This window comes from Streptomyces sp. NPDC048637, assembly GCF_040650675.1.
In the GTDB taxonomy this organism is placed as follows: domain Bacteria; phylum Actinomycetota; class Actinomycetes; order Streptomycetales; family Streptomycetaceae; genus Streptomyces.
On the sequence record NZ_JBEZHQ010000007.1, the window covers coordinates 169499 to 185345 of the forward strand.

At 71.1% G+C, this 15847-nt stretch carries 18 protein-coding genes; 10 read left to right on the forward strand and 8 right to left on the reverse strand.

Annotated elements, in window-relative coordinates; all coding sequences use genetic code 11:
* Window positions 1-421 precede the first annotated feature (421 nt).
* Window positions 422-1306, reverse strand: a complete 885-nt coding sequence (locus AB0C46_RS12805) for a helix-turn-helix transcriptional regulator (protein WP_362827829.1) — start codon at window positions 1304-1306, stop codon at window positions 422-424.
* A gap of 125 nt (window positions 1307-1431) precedes the next feature.
* On the opposite strand from AB0C46_RS12805, the gene AB0C46_RS12810 reads away from it, so the two are divergent.
* Window positions 1432-2166, forward strand: coding sequence for an SDR family oxidoreductase (locus AB0C46_RS12810; protein WP_362827830.1), 735 nt, complete (start codon window positions 1432-1434; stop codon window positions 2164-2166).
* Between the two features lie 90 nt (window positions 2167-2256).
* On the opposite strand, the gene AB0C46_RS12815 is transcribed toward AB0C46_RS12810, so the two are convergent.
* The 3 genes from AB0C46_RS12815 to AB0C46_RS12825 all read right to left on the reverse strand — a co-directional run bounded on the left by AB0C46_RS12815 (window position 2257) and on the right by AB0C46_RS12825 (window position 4628).
* Window positions 2257-2661, reverse strand: coding sequence for a VOC family protein (locus tag AB0C46_RS12815; RefSeq protein WP_362827831.1), 405 nt, complete (start codon window positions 2659-2661; stop codon window positions 2257-2259).
* Window positions 2662-2823: 162 nt separating this feature from the next.
* Complete coding sequence (locus AB0C46_RS12820) at window positions 2824-4221, reverse strand: tetratricopeptide repeat protein (RefSeq protein WP_362827832.1); 1398 nt, start codon at window positions 4219-4221, stop codon at window positions 2824-2826.
* Window positions 4218-4628: a hypothetical protein gene (locus AB0C46_RS12825; RefSeq protein WP_362827833.1), complete on the reverse strand. Its 411-nt coding sequence runs from the start codon at window positions 4626-4628 to the stop codon at window positions 4218-4220. Before AB0C46_RS12825 ends, AB0C46_RS12820 begins: the two co-directional genes overlap by 4 nt.
* 197 nt (window positions 4629-4825) lie before the next feature.
* Here AB0C46_RS12825 and AB0C46_RS12830 point away from each other — a divergent pair, with 197 nt between their 5' ends.
* On the forward strand, window positions 4826-5203 hold the full coding sequence (locus tag AB0C46_RS12830; RefSeq protein WP_362827834.1) for a hypothetical protein: 378 nt from the start codon (window positions 4826-4828) through the stop codon (window positions 5201-5203).
* A gap of 174 nt (window positions 5204-5377) precedes the next feature.
* Here AB0C46_RS12830 and AB0C46_RS12835 read toward each other — a convergent pair whose 3' ends face one another.
* The 3 genes from AB0C46_RS12835 to AB0C46_RS12845 all read right to left on the reverse strand — a co-directional run bounded on the left by AB0C46_RS12835 (window position 5378) and on the right by AB0C46_RS12845 (window position 7831).
* Window positions 5378-5692, reverse strand: a complete 315-nt coding sequence (locus tag AB0C46_RS12835; RefSeq protein ID WP_362827835.1) for an SCO5918 family protein — start codon at window positions 5690-5692, stop codon at window positions 5378-5380.
* Window positions 5693-5779: 87 nt separating this feature from the next.
* A complete protein-coding gene (locus tag AB0C46_RS12840; RefSeq protein WP_362827836.1) occupies window positions 5780-7282 on the reverse strand; it encodes a DEAD/DEAH box helicase in 1503 nt (500 codons plus the stop codon).
* Between the two features lie 345 nt (window positions 7283-7627).
* The gene (locus tag AB0C46_RS12845) at window positions 7628-7831 is read right to left on the reverse strand and encodes a cold-shock protein (RefSeq protein WP_046930152.1); all 204 of its coding nucleotides are present in this window, start codon (window positions 7829-7831) and stop codon (window positions 7628-7630) included.
* A gap of 714 nt (window positions 7832-8545) precedes the next feature.
* Here AB0C46_RS12845 and AB0C46_RS12850 point away from each other — a divergent pair.
* The 6 genes from AB0C46_RS12850 (at window position 8546) to AB0C46_RS12875 (ending at window position 13133) form a co-directional block, all read left to right on the forward strand.
* On the forward strand, window positions 8546-9229 hold the full coding sequence (locus AB0C46_RS12850; RefSeq protein WP_362827837.1) for a CBS domain-containing protein: 684 nt from the start codon (window positions 8546-8548) through the stop codon (window positions 9227-9229).
* 88 nt (window positions 9230-9317) lie between these two features.
* Complete coding sequence (locus tag AB0C46_RS12855; protein WP_362827838.1) at window positions 9318-9998, forward strand: CBS domain-containing protein; 681 nt, start codon at window positions 9318-9320, stop codon at window positions 9996-9998.
* 149 nt (window positions 9999-10147) lie between these two features.
* A complete protein-coding gene (locus AB0C46_RS12860; protein WP_362827839.1) occupies window positions 10148-10855 on the forward strand; it encodes a response regulator transcription factor in 708 nt (235 codons plus the stop codon).
* Between the two features lie 94 nt (window positions 10856-10949).
* The gene (locus AB0C46_RS12865) at window positions 10950-11846 is read left to right on the forward strand and encodes a universal stress protein (RefSeq protein WP_362827840.1); all 897 of its coding nucleotides are present in this window, start codon (window positions 10950-10952) and stop codon (window positions 11844-11846) included.
* Between the two features lie 77 nt (window positions 11847-11923).
* Entirely contained in the window at window positions 11924-12547 is a 624-nt protein-coding gene (locus AB0C46_RS12870; RefSeq protein ID WP_362827841.1) for a CBS domain-containing protein, read from the forward strand.
* 154 nt (window positions 12548-12701) lie between these two features.
* The gene (locus AB0C46_RS12875; protein WP_362827842.1) at window positions 12702-13133 is read left to right on the forward strand and encodes an SRPBCC family protein; all 432 of its coding nucleotides are present in this window, start codon (window positions 12702-12704) and stop codon (window positions 13131-13133) included.
* Between the two features lie 126 nt (window positions 13134-13259).
* On the opposite strand, the gene AB0C46_RS12880 is transcribed toward AB0C46_RS12875, so the two are convergent.
* Window positions 13260-13700, reverse strand: coding sequence for a hypothetical protein (locus AB0C46_RS12880; protein WP_362827843.1), 441 nt, complete (start codon window positions 13698-13700; stop codon window positions 13260-13262).
* 234 nt (window positions 13701-13934) lie between these two features.
* On the opposite strand from AB0C46_RS12880, the gene AB0C46_RS12885 reads away from it, so the two are divergent.
* Together AB0C46_RS12885 and AB0C46_RS12890 are read left to right on the forward strand one after the other, a co-directional pair.
* Window positions 13935-15194, forward strand: a complete 1260-nt coding sequence (locus AB0C46_RS12885) for a histidine kinase (protein ID WP_362827844.1) — start codon at window positions 13935-13937, stop codon at window positions 15192-15194.
* On the forward strand, window positions 15179-15826 hold the full coding sequence (locus tag AB0C46_RS12890; protein WP_362827845.1) for a response regulator transcription factor: 648 nt from the start codon (window positions 15179-15181) through the stop codon (window positions 15824-15826). Before AB0C46_RS12885 ends, AB0C46_RS12890 begins: the two co-directional genes overlap by 16 nt.
* The last annotated feature ends 21 nt before the right edge of the window (window positions 15827-15847 follow it).

Consider the following 15847-nt stretch of genomic DNA (forward strand, 5'->3'; position numbering starts at 1 on the left):
AAACGCGCCAATTCATCCCGGATATCGTAAACACGGCGATGCGGGGGCGGCTTTACTGCCCGATCACGCTGAGGAACGGCCGGTGCTGTGGTCCGCCATTCCCCGGCGAATTGCGACTGCCGGTGGGTGCCCGATGCGTTGCGCCATCAGGGTGATACCCCCGCCCCGCCTGCGCCGTGCGGCGGTCACCGTGTCCAGCACTGCCCCGGGCGCCGCCGAAAGGTCACAGGCCGTGGCGGCGCCCGCCGAGGACGCGTGCGCACACCTCGGTTTCCTGTCGTCGCGCCCGCACCCGGGTGCCGTCGGCCGGCGCGATGTCGAAGCCCCAGCTGCTCGACCCGGCTGTGCCGAATTGACATACATCGTTGCCGAGACAGCAAGCATTCCCGAGACAGCAAAGAAGAGGGCGGGCGGCCCTCGCTCAGTGCCCGTGCTCACCCGGAGCCCACACTGTGTCGTCCGGCCCCCAGTCTCCGAGGGTCTGCCGACCGGTGGCGTGGAGGGTACCGAGCAGGGAGAGCGCCTCGGCACTGGGACTGCCGGGCTCGGCGTGGTAGATCACGAGTTGCAGGCCGGGCGCGCTACGGACATCGAAGGCCTGGTAGGTGAGGGACAGGGCGCCGACCTCCGGGTGGGTGAACTCCTTTGCCTCGTGGGTCTTTCCGCGCACGGTGTGGGAGTGCCAGAGCTCGGCGAACGCCGCGCTCGCCGCGGTCAGGCTCCGCACCAGGTCGGCCGTCCGCGGGGCATCGGGGTCACGGCCGACCGACTGCCGCAGATTCGCCACCGTTGCCTGGGCGGCCCGGTTCCAGTGCGTGTGGAAATGCCGCGCCGCCGGGTCGAGGAACACCATGCGGGCGAGGTTGTCCGCGCGCTCGAAGGGGGAGAACAGCGCCTCGGCCAGGGAGTTGGCGGCCAGGATGTCCAGCGCCGGGTTGAGGACGAAGGCCGGGGTGTGCGGATAGCCGTCGATCAGCTGGCGCAACGCGGGGGCGACGGTCTCCGGCCCGTAGGACGCCGGGCGGTCGTCCGGGACCGCACCGGCCAGCCGGTACAGATGCGTTCGCCCGTCGTCGTCCAGCCGCAGCGCACGGCTGAGGGCATCGAGCACCTGCGGCGAGGGATGGCGTTCCCGGCCCTGCTCCAGCCGCGCGTAATAGTCGGCGTTCATGCCCGCAAGGACAGCGACCTCCTCGCGGCGCAGCCCGGCGACTCTGCGACGCCCGTGGGAGGGCATACCGACGTCCTCCGGAAGGACCCGTGACCGGTGCGCCCGCAGGAACGCCCCGAGTTCGTTGCTCGTCATCCGTCCAACGTAGGGCGTGTCGTGGGGAGGTGCCTGGGTGTGCGGCACCCAGGCATGAGCTGTCCTGGTCGCGGTGCGCTCCGCCGTGGAGGCTCGCCGTGACGACAACTGGCAAAGGAGCAGCCATGACGGAGCACGAGAAGGTCATCCTGATCACCGGCGCGAGCAGCGGTATCGGCGAGGCGACCGCCCGCCGCCTGGCCGCCGACGGACACCGTGTCTTCCTCGGTGCCCGCCGCACCGACCGACTGGAAACGCTGGCCCACGACATCGGCAACGGCGGCGGCACCGCGGCCTTCCGGCGGCTGGACGTCACCTCCGCCGAGGACATGCGGTCCTTCGTCGCCGCCGCGTGCGGGGAATTCGGACGGGTCGATGTCCTGGTCAACAACGCGGGGGTGATGCCGCTGTCGCCACTGGAGGCGCTGCGGGTGGACGAATGGGACCGGATGCTCGACGTGAATGTGCGCGGGGTGCTCCACGGGATCGCCGCCGCGCTGCCCGTGATGCGGGCCCAGGGCGCCGGACACATCGTCAATGTCGCGTCGATCGGGGCGTATGAGGTGGTGCCCACCGCCGCGGTCTACTGCGCCACCAAATTCGCCGTACGCGCGATCTCCGACGGACTGCGCCAGGAGTCCGCGGGCGATATCCGCGTCAGCGTGGTCTCGCCGGGCGTCACGGAATCCGAACTCGCGGACAGCATCACCGACCCGACGGCCAGGGAAGCCATGACGGCCTACCGCGCCGTCGCCCTGCCGGCCGCCGCGGTCGCGGACACCATCGCCTTCGCCGTCAGCCGGCCCCCGGAGGTCGATGTGAACGAACTGGTCGTGCGCCCGGTGGCCCGCACCCGATAAACAGGGCGTCTCCACAAAGCGCTCCTGAAGCCCCGGGAGCGCCACCGGTCCCGGTGGCGCTCCACGCCTCTCCACCCACCCGGGCCCGGCTCAGTTCGCCTGCCCCAGGGCATGGCCCTCGCTCGCGGCGAGAACGAAGGGGTGGCCCGCGGGGTCCGCGTAACGGCGGGCGTCGTAAGGCCCGTGGTTCTCCCGTGTCTGCAACGGCCGCGCTCCCAGGCTGACCGCTTCGCGCTCTGCCTCGTCCATGTTGTCCTGCGGGACGAGGAAGTGCAGATGTGCCTGCTGTGAATCGTCCGGGCGGGGCCAACTGGGCGGCGCCGCGCCCCGGTCCCGCCGTATCGCGAGATGCACGGTGCCGCTCTCGACGACTTCGATGTAGTCCGGGCTGGTCCCGATCCGCACTTCTCCGCCGAGGAATTGTGCGTAGAAGTCCGCCAGTGCCGCGGGCTCCGCGCAATCCAGTACCAGGACGCTGGTCTTGGCGATGGCCATCCGGTTCCCTCCCTGCCGACGGGCCCCCGCCCGCCTCTTCGGACCGCTACCCCGAGACGGCTTCGGCACTCCGCGGACCGGGAAAGCCGCCGCACCCGACCCGGCGGGCCCGCCGTGCGGAAGGGGGCGCGGCCGACCGCCGGGGGAGAGCTCGGCCGATGATTACGGGGCGGATCCCTGTTCACGGCCGGCCTGCTCCAGCAGCGCGCGGGCGGAACGCGCATGGGGGTGCGCGGCACCGAAGGCACGGTCGCAGGCGCGTACCGCTTCCTCGGCCAACTGGACGGCGTCGGACCAGGTCAGCTTCTCGGGCTTGGTGTGGGGGCTCATCGTGCGGTCCAGGAATCGCACCACCGGCGCCGGGAACATCCCCACCCCCCGCGACCGGCTCGCGCCCTCGTCCCGCAGTGAACGGACCGCTGCCACCATCACCTCCGCATGCGCGAGCCGTAACAGGGCCGCGTCCCGCGGGCGGTCACCTTCGAGTTCCGCTCTGTCCCGATAGGCGAGAGCGTCATGGACCAGTGCGAAAGCCTCGTGCCACAGGCGCTGTTGCCCCAGCGCGCGGGCGCGGTGCAGCTGGGCGAGCAGGCGCGCCGGATGCGCCGCCCCCAGGACCCGCCAGCGCAGGCCCGCCGCCGCGTGCAACAGCCGCTCGCACTCGGCGTACCGCCGCAGCCCGTACAGGGCATCGGCCATTGCGTGTTGTACGTCGGCGACCTGCGTCAGCACCTGACAGTCGGCCGGGGAGAGCCGTCCGGTGAACGGGCCGTCGGCGTTCTCCCGGAGGATGTCGGCGATGCTCGGGCCGGTGCGCCCGGCAAGCGACAGCCCGCGCCCGCCCGCCTCCCTCTCCGCCTGTGCGAGCACCGGACGCAGCACCGCTTCCGCGTCACCGAAGTCACCGCAGCAGCACTGGAGTCGACCGAGTGCCAGGGCGTCCGCGAGCTCCGCCCCGGTGGCCGACGACTCCACGATCCGCACCGCGAACGGCAGCCCTTCCTCGTACTGGCCGGCTGCCGCATACGCGTCCCGCACCCGGCGCGCGACTGTGGCCGCCCGTGAGGGTGCCCGGCCGGAGCGCCACAGCAGGGCCATCGCATGCGGGGCGAACAGGTCCGGCGCCGCCCCGTCGGGCGACCGCAGCAGGGCATGGTCGAGCAACGCCGCGGCGTAGGCACACAGTTGCGCGCGGACCTCGTCCGTCAGCTCCCGGGCGGACTCGGCGACGGCGGCGGCGTCCGCCCGTACACAGGGCACCGGCGGCTCACCGTCCGCCCCGGTCCGCACCTGTGCGCCGTCGGTCAGCTTGCGCACCTCGGCCGCCACCCGTTCCGCCGGCAGCTCCGGCATCCGTACGGCGGCGACCGCCTCGGCGGACAGGACGGACAGCGGAAGGGGTGCATCGTCGAAACACGACAGCAGATGCCGCAGGGAGAGCCGCACCGGCCCCGGCGTGCGGTCCTCGCCCTGCTGATGGGTGATGTGCAGGTCACGGGCGGCCTGGTAGATCCGTGCCCGGTCGTGCGCCTCGGCGTCCCAGGACGCCCCGTCGCTCATGACCCCTGTACCCGCATATCGCGTCCTGCCTGGTAGATCCGGGAGCTGCCCTCCGCACGTGCCTGCAACTGCACGCTGCCCGTGGGGAATTCCGACGGCAGCGCACCCCTGGCCGCCTCCAGGATCCGCCGCAACTCCTCGGCGGCCGCCGGATCGTCACGCAGGACACGCAGCAGCCGCCGCTGCCACTCACCGACCAGTTCCTGCTCCGTCTCCTCGTCATCGCCGCCATCCCTGGCCTGGACGAGTTCCGCGCGGGCCTCGTCGAGGTCCCGGCCGACGCCGTCCGCGTCCGCGGGCCGTACCCGCCGCCACAGCGCGACCACGCCGTTGCGGGTCTGTCCCCAGGCCTCGGTCACCATCAGCCCGACCAGCGTCGTCCCCGCACTGGCAAGCACCGGATCCATTGCTCCACCGCCCCGTTTCCCGGCCATCTGGCTCTTCGGCCCGCCCGGCCCCGGCCGGTGTCCCGTGTGGACCCGGTTGCGGACCCCTGCGTACGTAGTCTCCTACGTCCGGTGACGGCGGCTCAACAACAGCCGCCGCGGGGCGCGCGCCGCGGGTGTGGTGCCGAGGGGCGGTCGCGGCAGTAAAGTCTGCTCCCATGTCGAAGCCCGACGAGCTGCTTGTCGACATCGCCGCGATGGTGGAGTCGGAGCAGAGCAATCAGATGTCTCTCACAGTGGTGGTCCAGGGTGCTGTCATCACCGGGCGGTTGGCGCCCGAGAGCGTATGGCGGCAGCGTGTGGCCGAGGTCTTGGCGCACTCGGAGCGGCTGGGACCGTTTTCCGCGCTCTTCTCCTCAGCCGGCCCGGACACCCGCCCGCCGCAACGGAAAGGGCCACCCACACACCTGTATTTCCATGTGGCGAAGATTCTGCAGGGAAGTATCGGCCTGCCCGAGACCGGCGGGATGTATCGCGTCGCGATCGAGGACGTAGGAGCCTGGACGGTGGGCGACTTCAGCTACTCCGACCGCTGAGGTCGCGTTTCCGCCGCGGCGCAGGACCGCCCTGCCGTCGCTGCCGAGGCCGCCGCGTGACCACGGTCCGTCATGAGTCCGGAAGACTGCCGCCAACAAAGGTGGGCTCCGACCGGTGCGGTCGGAGCCCACTTCGTTGTCCGGTGCTGCCGGGTGCTGTCCGGTGCTGCCCGGTCAGCTCGTCAGGTCACCGTCAGGCGTCGCCGGAGCCTGGAGCAGGGCCGACGCCTCCTCAAGAGGGGTGCGGGCGACGGGGGTCGAGGAACTGCAGGTGAAGCCGAGGCGGGTCAGCGCCCGGGTCACCTCGCCGGCGGTGAAGTCGCGCCGGTCCTGCCGGGTGATGATCTCCCCGACCTGCTTGACGGGGTAGTGACGGCCGCCGATGAGTACGGACTCACCCGTGATGGGTTCGGGCTTGACGCCCTTCATCGAGTCCTGCACCTCGGTCTTGATCAGGTCGAAGGGGAAGCGGGCGATGACGCAGCGCATAGTGCCTCTACAGGGTCGAAGAGAAACCGGAATCGGACTGACGGCGGAGCGAGGGAAGTGCCGCGGGCGAGCGGGATCACTCCCGGTCTACGAGGTGGTCTTGCCGGCCGAGGGCCGACGCTGCGACGTCCCGGACGCGGTCCGGGGCGCTCCGGAGGACCGCCGGGCCTGGGCGGAGCGACTGCGCCGGCCGCGGGTGGAGGAGCCACTGCGCTTGGGGCGTTCGACGACCGGTGCGGCGATGGTGACGGGAACACCGGAGGGAGCCTGGGCACCGGTGATACGGGTCAGTTCGGCCTCGCCCGAGCGGACCTGGGTGGACTGCGGGGTGATTCCCGCGTCGGCCATCAGCCGGTCCATCTCGCGCCGCTGGTTGGGCAGGACGAGGGTGACGACGCTGCCGGACTCCCCGGCGCGGGCGGTGCGACCGCCGCGGTGCAGGTAGTCCTTGTGGTCCGTGGGCGGGTCGACATTGACGACGAGGTCGAGATTGTCGACGTGGATGCCACGGGCGGCGACGTTGGTGGCCACCAGCACGGTGACATGGCCGGTCTTGAACTGGTCCAGGGTCCGGGTCCGCTGGGGCTGGGACTTGCCACCGTGCAGGGCCGCGGCGCGTACCCCGCTGTTCAGCAGGTGCTTGGTGAGCTTGTCCACCGCGCGCTTGGTGTCCAGGAACATGATCGACCGGCCTTCGCGGGCGGCGATCTCCGTGGTGGTGGCGTGCTTGTCGGCGTCGCGGACGTGCAGCAGGTGGTGTTCCATCGTGGTCACGGCGCCCGCCGACGGGTCGACGGAGTGGACCACCGGGTCGGTCAGGTAGCGGCGGACCAGCAGGTCGACGTTGCGGTCGAGGGTGGCGGAGAACAGCATCCGCTGGCCCTCGGGACGTACCTGGTCGAGGAGCGCGGTGACCTGGGGCATGAAGCCCATGTCGGCCATCTGGTCGGCCTCGTCCAGCACGGTGATGCCGACCTGGTTCAGGCGGCAGTCACCACGGCCGATGAGGTCCTTGAGCCGTCCGGGAGTCGCGACGACGACCTCGGCCCCGCCGCGGAGTGCGCCGGCCTGGCGGCCGATCGACATCCCGCCGACGACGGTGGCCAGCCGCAGCGACAGCGCCCGGGCGTAGGGGGTGAGCGCATCGGTGACCTGCTGCGCCAGCTCCCGGGTGGGGACCAGAACCAGCGCCAGGGGCTTGCCCGGCTCGGCGCGCTGGCCGGCGGTGCGGGCCAGCAGGGCCAGGCCGAAGGCGAGGGTCTTGCCCGAGCCGGTGCGGCCGCGGCCCAGAACGTCGCGCCCGGCCAGCGAGTTCGGCAGCGTGGCGGCCTGGATCGGGAACGGGGCGGTCACCCCTTCCGCGGTCAGCGACGACAGCAGCGCGGCCGGCATGTCCAGTTCGGCGAACGACTCGGCCGGCGGCAGTGCGGGCGTATGCGTGACGGGCAGGGCGAACTCTCCCTGCTGCGCGGCAGGACGACGCCGCTTGCCACCGGATCGGTTGGACGCCTGCGCGCGGTAGCCGCCACGGCCTGAACCGGCGGAGCGGGTACGGGAGAAGCGGTCGTTCGGGCGAGATGTGCGGTTCATGAGAACCTTCCTCGATGCGGTACGTCGAAGAATTCCCGGCAGCTGTGAGCCGCACACAAAAGAATCGCAGAACGGACCGAAGAAAACAGATGGAACGAGGCGGGGCGGAATTGACCGCCGGCGCGTGGAAAAGATTTCGCCGCAAAGTGCGGCGCACGTGATGCCGGATCGGGGAGCCGGGCGGAGCGGTGTGCTGTCGCAGCAGGCCGTGGTCCGGTACCGAGCGGGCTGCCCCTTGTCGCCGGCGCGGCCGTGACACGGCACACGCGGCGCATTCCGCAAAGGGCAACGAGCTGGGGCCCGCACCCAAGGTGCGGGCCCCAGCTGCGGTGTTACGCGTCAGCGTCAGGCGGGGACGATGTTCTCGGCCTGGGGGCCCTTCTGGCCCTGCGTGACGTCGAAGTTCACCTTCTGGCCTTCCTGCAGCTCGCGGAAGCCCTGGGTGGCGATGTTCGAGTAGTGGGCGAAGACGTCAGCGCCGCCACCGTCCTGCTCGATGAAGCCGAAACCCTTTTCCGCGTTGAACCACTTCACGGTGCCAGTAGCCATGTCATATCTCCTTCGGGGGCAGTGCCGGGGCCGCACTGTGCGGACCCCGCGTCGCCGCGATGATTGCCCCGTCCGGAAAACCGGATATACAAAAGCGCTCCCGCCGACCTGGAATGGCGGCGGGGGTGCGAGAAGTCTTTGGGAACCACAACTGCAACTGAGATCGACAGTAGCACGGCACGAGCGGCCTTGCGTGGCTGTTGCCTCCGCCTTTTCCGGGGCGCGAAAACCCCTGCTGCCGTGGCGGGTAATTCTGTGGTCGCGGCACGAGATATTCGCCCCTCGCGCGCTTGCCCTCCGGCCGGGAGGGGGCGCATCGCCGCGTACGTCCGGCTTGAGCGGCGGTGTAAGCGGTTCGTCCGTCACGCCGGTCACTCGCGGCCCACGGGCCGCTCTGTCGTCCGACGCGGGTCGACGCCTCGAAGGGGCGGAGAAAATCTATGCCGGTCGCGGGAGATATCCGCACCCGAGCCTCTCCACCGATTCCTGCCGACGGCGGCCGGAACCGTACCACTCACGGGACGTCGCGGACACGCCACAGGGGCCGAGCCGCGGGAAAATGTCGGGGTGGCGCGATATCTCCGTGGCGGGGCCGGAATCCGGGCGAGGGCGGCGGTGGAAGGGACCGGACGGCCCCTGTCCGGCACGCCCGGCGCATTCCAGGCTGGAGGTGTCACAGGCCAGGTGACGCGGTCCGGGTACCGAGGAGGCATCATGCAGAACACTCCGCACCTTGTCAGCGATGTGATGACACAGACCGTGGCCGCGGTCGAGCGGGAGGCGCGGTTCAAGGAGATCGTCGAGACCATGGAGCGGTGGCAGGTCAGCGCACTGCCGGTGCTGGCGGGGGAGAACCAGGTGGTCGGCGTGGTCTCCGAGGCCGATCTGCTGCCCAAGGAAGAGTTCCGGGAGTCGGACCCCGACCGGCTGGCGCAGCTGCGGCGGGTCGACGATGTGCGACGGGCGGGAGCGCTGACCGCGGGGGAGCTGATGACGAGTCCCGCCCTGACTGCGCGGGCCGATGCCACGCTCTCCCAAGCGGCCCGGACCATGGCGCGCGGGTCCGTCAAACGGTTGCCGGTGGTGGACGCACACGGGGTGCTCCAGGGCATCGTCAGCCGCGCCGACCTGCTCAAGGTCTTCCTGCGCTCGGACGACGATCTTGCGGAGGAAGTCCGCTACGTCGTGGGTGAGCTGTTCACGACGCCTGTCAGGGATCTGCGGGTCACCGTGGTCGACGGGGTCGTCACGCTCAGCGGACGGGTCCGGGACACCTCGCTCATCCCGGTGGCTGCCCGCCTGGTGCGAGCCGTCGAGGGGGTCGTGGACGTGGAATTCGACGTCACCGCCCCGGCTGCCGCCCGGACCCGGACGCCGATGGCGGGCCCGCACGGCTGACGGGACCGTACGCCGAGGCCGCTCACGGCCGGGCGCGCGGCACCGCCGGTGGCGGGGCGCGGTGCCGGGCCCGTACCGAGGAGGCGTCATGGAGCACAGCCCGTACACCGTCGGCGACGTGATGACCCGGACCGCGGTGGCGATCGGCCAGGAGGCGCCCTTCAAGGAGATCGTCGAGACCATGGAGCGCTGGCAGGTCAGCGCGCTGCCCGTGCTGGCGGGCGAGGGGCGGGTGATCGGTGTGGTCTCCGAGGCCGATCTGCTGCCCAAGGAAGAGTTCCGGGGAGCGCAGCCGAGTCGTCTGGAGCAGCTGCGGCGGCTGGACGATGTGCGCAAGGCGGGTGCGCTGACGGCGGGGGAGCTGATGAGCGCGCCCGCCCTGACGGTGCATGCCGGTGACACCCTGGCCCAGGCGGCGCGGACGATGGCGTTCAAGTCGGTGAAGCGGCTACCGGTGGTCGACGGCGCGGGGCTGCTGCAGGGCATTGTCAGCCGCGCCGACCTGCTCAAGGTCTTCCTGCGCCCCGACGAGGACCTGGCGGCGGAAATACGCACGGAGATCATCGGCCGGCTGTTCGCGGCATCCCCCGACGATCTGGCGGTCAGCGTCACCGACGGGGTGGTCACCCTCAGTGGCACGCTCCGCGACCCGTCGCTGCTTCCCGTCACCGCCCGGCTGGTGCAGGCGGTCGAGGGCGTGGTGGGGGTGACGTTCGACGTCAGCGGACCGGCGCCCACCGGGCGGGAGCGCCGGGCGGGCCACGGTTGACGAGGGCACGCCGGCCACCGCACGGCCACCACACAGGCACCACACAGCCACCGCACGGCCGCCGCGGGACCGTTCGGCATGGCAGGCCCCTGCGCGAGGGGTCACGATGGGGACAGTGGGACGGACGTCGTACCAGCCGGAGGGGCGTCATGAGCGACGCGGAGGCATTGTCAGCGCACCGGCCGATCCGGGTGTTCCTGCTCGACGACCATGAGGTGGTCCGGCGCGGTGTGGCGGACCTGCTCGATGCCGAGCCGGACATCGAGGTGGTCGGCGATGCCGGGACGGCCGCCCAGGCGCTCGCCCGCGGCCCGGCGCTCCGGCCGGATGTCGCGGTGCTCGATGTACGGCTGCCGGACGGCGACGGGGTCACGGTGTGCCGGGAGCTGCGCTCGCACCTGCCGGGTCTGGCCTGTCTGATGCTGACCTCGTTCGACGACGACGAGGCGCTGCTCGACGCGATCATGGCCGGCGCGGCCGGATATGTACTCAAGGAGATCAAGGGGGCCGACCTCGTCGCCGCGGTGCGCACGGTCGCCTCCGGCAGCTCGATGCTCGATCCCGCGACGACCGCACGGCTGATGAGCAGTCTGCGGGGCGGCGGCTCCGACGCGCCGCCCGAGGCTGCCGCGCTCGCCGGTCTGTCCCCGCGGGAGCGGGAGATCCTCGGCCTGATCGGCGCTGGATTGACGAACCGTCAGATAGGTAAGCGGCTCTACCTTTCCGAGAAGACCATCAAGAACCACATCTCCCGCCTGCTGGCCAAACTCGGTGTGGAGCGGCGCATCCAGGCGGCCGTCCTTGCCACCCAGGCTGCCTCGGCTCCCGGTGCGGGCGCGGGCCCGCACGGGAACTGAGGCGGGAGCAACGGTGCTTCACCCCCGTATGGGCCCGGAGGCCGGGTGACGGGCCGCTCCGGCCCGTTTCTCCGACCCCGAAAGGAGGACGGTCATGGAGCCGGACATCATCACCGTGGGACTCGACGGTTCACCGGAGAGCCTGGCGGCCGCGCAGTGGGCCGCTGACGAGGCGGACCGGCGCCAGTCGGTGCTGCGGCTGCTCCATGCGTGGATACTGCTGGCCGCCGAGGCGGCGGACACGCCCCCCGAACGTGACCAGAACGCCGCCGCCCGGCAGCTCGTGCGCCGGGCCCTGGACGAGGTACGGGAACGCCGCCCGCATCTGCAGATCATCGAGGACCTGGTGGGGGCGGAGGCGGAACCGGCGCTGCTGCGCGCGGCCGGTGAATCGCTGATGGTCGTGCTCGGGTCGCGGGCTCTCGGGACCTGGGAAAGCTATGTGCTCGGCGATGTGAGCCTGAATGTCGTGGGCCGGGCCGAGGGGCCGGTCGTCCTGGTCCGGGCGGCCGGGCGGGCGAAAACACCCCGCCACCCCTCCGCGGACGGTACGCCCCCCGCCCCCGAGCCGCGGGTCGTCGTCGGCGTCGGCCTCAACGGCCCCTGCGACCAGATGCTGAGGTTCGCCTTCGACGCGGCGGCGAGCCGTGGCCTTCCGCTGCAGGCCGTCCACGGGCGCCCGCTGCCCATGCAGGCGTACACCCCGTGGGGCATCGACCCCGACGCCGCGACAGAACTCACCAAAGAGGCGGACATCGAGCTGCGGGACGCCCTGCGCCCGTGGTGTGAGCGTTTCCCCGGTGTGCTGGTACAGGAGACCGTGCTGCCGGAGAGCCCGAGCCGGGCCCTCGTACAGACGGTCTTCGGGGCCGAACTCCTGGTGGTCGGCCGCCGGCGGCACCGTCCCCGGCTCGCGCCCCGCGTCGGCCCGGTCGCCCACGCCGCCATCCACCATGTGACCTGCCCGGTCGCCGTGGTTCCCCACGACTGAGCGCTTGCCGTAGCGCACTCCCCGCCCATGGGGCCGAACGAGATCCGGCCCGGCACACCCGGAGGGACTGGCCAGAGATGAGGCACCGCTGCGTGGCAGACCTGATGACGCCCGAGGCCGTCGTCGTCCAACGGGGCACTCCGTTCAAGGAGATTGCGCGGCTGCTCGACGAGTACGACATCACCGCCGTACCCGTGCTCGACGAGGACGACCAGCCGGTGGGGGTGGTGTCCGAAGCCGATCTGCTGCGCCGGCAGATCGCGAAGCTCGGGGCGACCACCGCCGAAGCGATCATGACGAGCCCCGCCGTGGTGGCCCGGCCCGAGTGGAGCGTCGTCGAGGCGGCCAAGACGATGGAGAAGAAGAAGGTCAAGCGGCTGCCCGTGGTCGACGACGCCGGACGGCTCATCGGAGTGATCAGCCGCAGTGACCTGGTGCAGCTGTTCCTGCGCCGGGACCGGGCCATCCAGGAGGAGGTGCTGGAGGAGGTACTGACGCGCACGCTCGGGGTGTCACCGTCCGCGGTCACGGTCGAGGTCTCCGACGGCCATGTGACCCTCACCGGCACCTTGGAGCGCAAGAGCCTGGTCCCCATTGCCGTGCGGCTGTGCGAAAGCGTCGACGGAGTGGTCGAGGTGATCGACCGGCTCAGCTCGCTGCGGGACGACACCGCCACGCATCGGCAGGACGCGCCGGAGTAGCGCGGACGGGCCGTCGCCGGCACTCCCTCGCAAGGAATCCGCTCGGTGGCCGTCGCCCCCCGGCGGGGGCCGGGCGGCGGCTCGCTTCCGGCCCCCGCTCGGAGCACCCTGGAGACATGACCCTGTAGCCGTGAACCGAGTGGTGAGGTGCCTGATGAGCACTCTCGAAGAACATATCGACGTGGGCGTTCCCATCGATACCGCGTGGGACTGCCTCCACCGGGCAGAGGCCTATCCGCGCTTCCTGGACGGTGTGCGCGAGGCCCGGTCGGAGGGCGAGCACCGGACGCATCTGGATATCGACGCGGGCGGTCAGCCACAGGCATGCGTAGTGGAGATCACCGACCGCAGCGTGGAAAACGTCATGAGGTGGCAGACCACCAGCGGCCCCGAGCTGGCGGGCACCTTCTCGCTGCTGCCCATCGACGAGGAGCACACCCGGGTCCAGGCCCGGTTCGAGTACGACCCGGGAACCATCAAGGAGGCGTTCGGCGGACCGCAGGGGTTCGCCCAGGCGTCCGCGATCGAACGCGGCCTCCGCAGTGACCTGCAGCAACTGAAGCGCCTGGTGGAACAGGAACGCTGAGCCACCCTGCCGCGCTCGCCCCGTGGCCCGCCCCGGCGACGGTCTTCCGCCGCACCGGGGCGGGCCACGGGCGGCTCGGTCGGCTTTCCTCACGGGCGGGCCGGGACGGGGCGGGGCCGAGGCGTCTCAGCGTGACCTGAGGAAGGCGGCGCGCAGCCCGGATCCGTTGACGAGGAAGGCGGTTGCGCCGATGGTGAGGGCGCATGCGACCTGCATCGCGACGAACCACGGCGGGAGGGCACCGGGAATCATGTCGATGGCGATGATCGCGATCGGCACGGTGACCGAGATGAGGCGCATGCGCAGATAGGCCCAGCGTGCTCCCCGTGCGGCGCGGACGGTCAGCCAGTAGGTCACCGCGGCGCTCGCGAGCACTCCGGCTGACCGGCCCCACATGAACGAGGTCACCGGGTGTGCGGTGGCCGCGAGGATGACGACGGTGCCGAGCACTGCCGCGCTCAGCGCGCCGTAGGCCGCGACGAGGAACTTCACCTTGCCGAAGGCCCGTTGGGTAGGTGGATGGTTGAGGCGGGCGGCCTCGGCCATGGTGTGTCCGGCGGTTTCCATGTCGGTCTCTTCCCTCGTGCGGTTGGTGTGGTGCCGACGTTAGGAAGCGCCGGTGTGGGGCGGTATGGGCCTGGACGCAGGGGTGGGTGGGGCCAGACCTACTTCTGGGCCGATCCGGCGGGAATCGGGCTCCGTGCGCTGCACAGTGGAAACGCCAAGCCGTACCGGCCTGATCGGCGCATGGCAGGAACCGCGGGTGCCAGGGTCGGGGTGATGAAGTGAGAAAGGAAGGTCATGCGACAGGTGGTGTCGTGGGTGTCGAGCGCCGGCGTGGGGTTCGTGCGGGCGTGTGTGGTGGTGGTCGTCAGCATGCTGGTCCCGGCCGTGTGGGCCGCTGCCGTGGCGCTGGGGATCTGGTGGGGGGCGGGAAACCCGTGGCCGTGGGTGGCGCCGCTGGTGCTGGTGGGCGTGGGCACGCTCGCCCTGTCCCGCCCGGTCTGCCGGATGGTCCGCCTTCTCGTCGCGAGGTGGACCGCGACGGTCATCCCCGCCGGTTACCGGCAGGCCGGGCCGGTGACGCGGATGTCCACCGGGTACTGGTGGAACGGTTTCAGCTACGAACGCACCAGCCGTGACGCCCTCTTGGACCAGAAGTGGCGGGTCCGGTGGAGCGACCCCGCCACCTGGCGCGACCTGCGGTTCACGGGGATCGCGCCGCTCACCGCGGGCGTGGTCGCGTCCCTCCCGCCGGCCGGGGTGGCCGCGGCGGCTGTGGGACTCATCCAGCCGGGGCACTCCGCGCGCGTCGTCGGGGGGCTCGGTCTGGCCGTGGCCCTCGCCACCGCCCCGTACGCCTGGCGGTGCGTGGAGCCGGTGGCCGTCCGCTTCCTGCGTGCGTCGCCCGCGATGGTGCTGGCGGAACGGGTGGCGGAGCTGACGGCCCAGCGCGCGGACACGACGGTCGCGCAGGCCGCCGAGATCCGCCGGATCGAACGGGACCTGCACGACGGAGCGCAGGCCCGTCTGGTCGCGCTCGGGCTCTCCTTGGCGACTGCGGAGAAGCTGATGGAAACCGACCCCGACCAGGCCAAGGCCCTGATGCGGGAAGCGCGAGCCGGCGCCGTCACCTCACTGACCGAGCTTCGCGACCTGGTCAAGGGCATCAACCCGCCGGTGCTGAACGAGCGAGGGCTCGTTGACGCCGTTCGCGCCTTCGCCCTGGACAGCCCGCTCGAAGCGACGGTCAGCGCCGACGCTGAGCTACGCCTGGACCCGCCGATCGAGTCCGCCGTGTACTTCGGAATCGCCGAACTCGTGACCAACGCGGTCAAGCACGCCCAGGCGACCGGGGTCCGGATCTCCCTCGCCCGGGACGGGACCGGCATCGTCGTCGATGTCGAAGACGACGGCCGGGGTGGGGCCGGCGAGCGGGCCGGCGGTGGACTTGAGGGGCTCCGCCGCCGCCTCGCGGTCTTCGACGGCATCCTGGAGATCACCAGCCCGACAGGCGGCCCGACCCGTGTGAGGATGTTGGTGCCATGCGCATCGTTGTAGCCGAAGACCTCTACCTCCTGCGTGATGGGATGGTCCGCCTCATCGAGGCCTACGGACACCAGGTGGTGGCGACGGCGAGCACCGGACCCGAGACGCTCGATGCGCTGCTGACCTGGCGGCCGGACGTTGCCCTCGTCGATGTCCGTATGCCGCCGACCCAGTCGGACGAGGGCCTGCGCGCGGCTCTTGCGGCGCGCAGCGAACTGCCCGGACTGCCGGTCTTGATCCTTTCTCAGCACGTGGAACAGCTGTATGCCCGCGAACTCCTGGCCGACGGTGCCGGTGGCATCGGCTATTTCCTCAAAGAGAGCGTGTTCAACGCCGATCAGTTCATCGATGCTCTGGAACGCGTCGCCGGGGGCGGGACCGCCATGGACCCGGCCGTCATCGCCAAGTTGCTCTCCAGCGGGCCCTCGAACCGACGACTCGGACAGCTCACCGAACGCGAACACTCCGTGCTCGGCCTCATGGCCGAAGGGTTGTCCAATCAGGCCATCGGCCGGCAGCTCTTCCTCAGCGACAGCGCGATCAGCAAGTACACCACCTCCATGTTCGGCAAACTCGGCATCACCGATGACGACAACAACAACCGTCGCGTCCTCGCCGTCCTCACCTACCTGAACAAGCCCTGATGCGGCGGGCCCGCCCACACA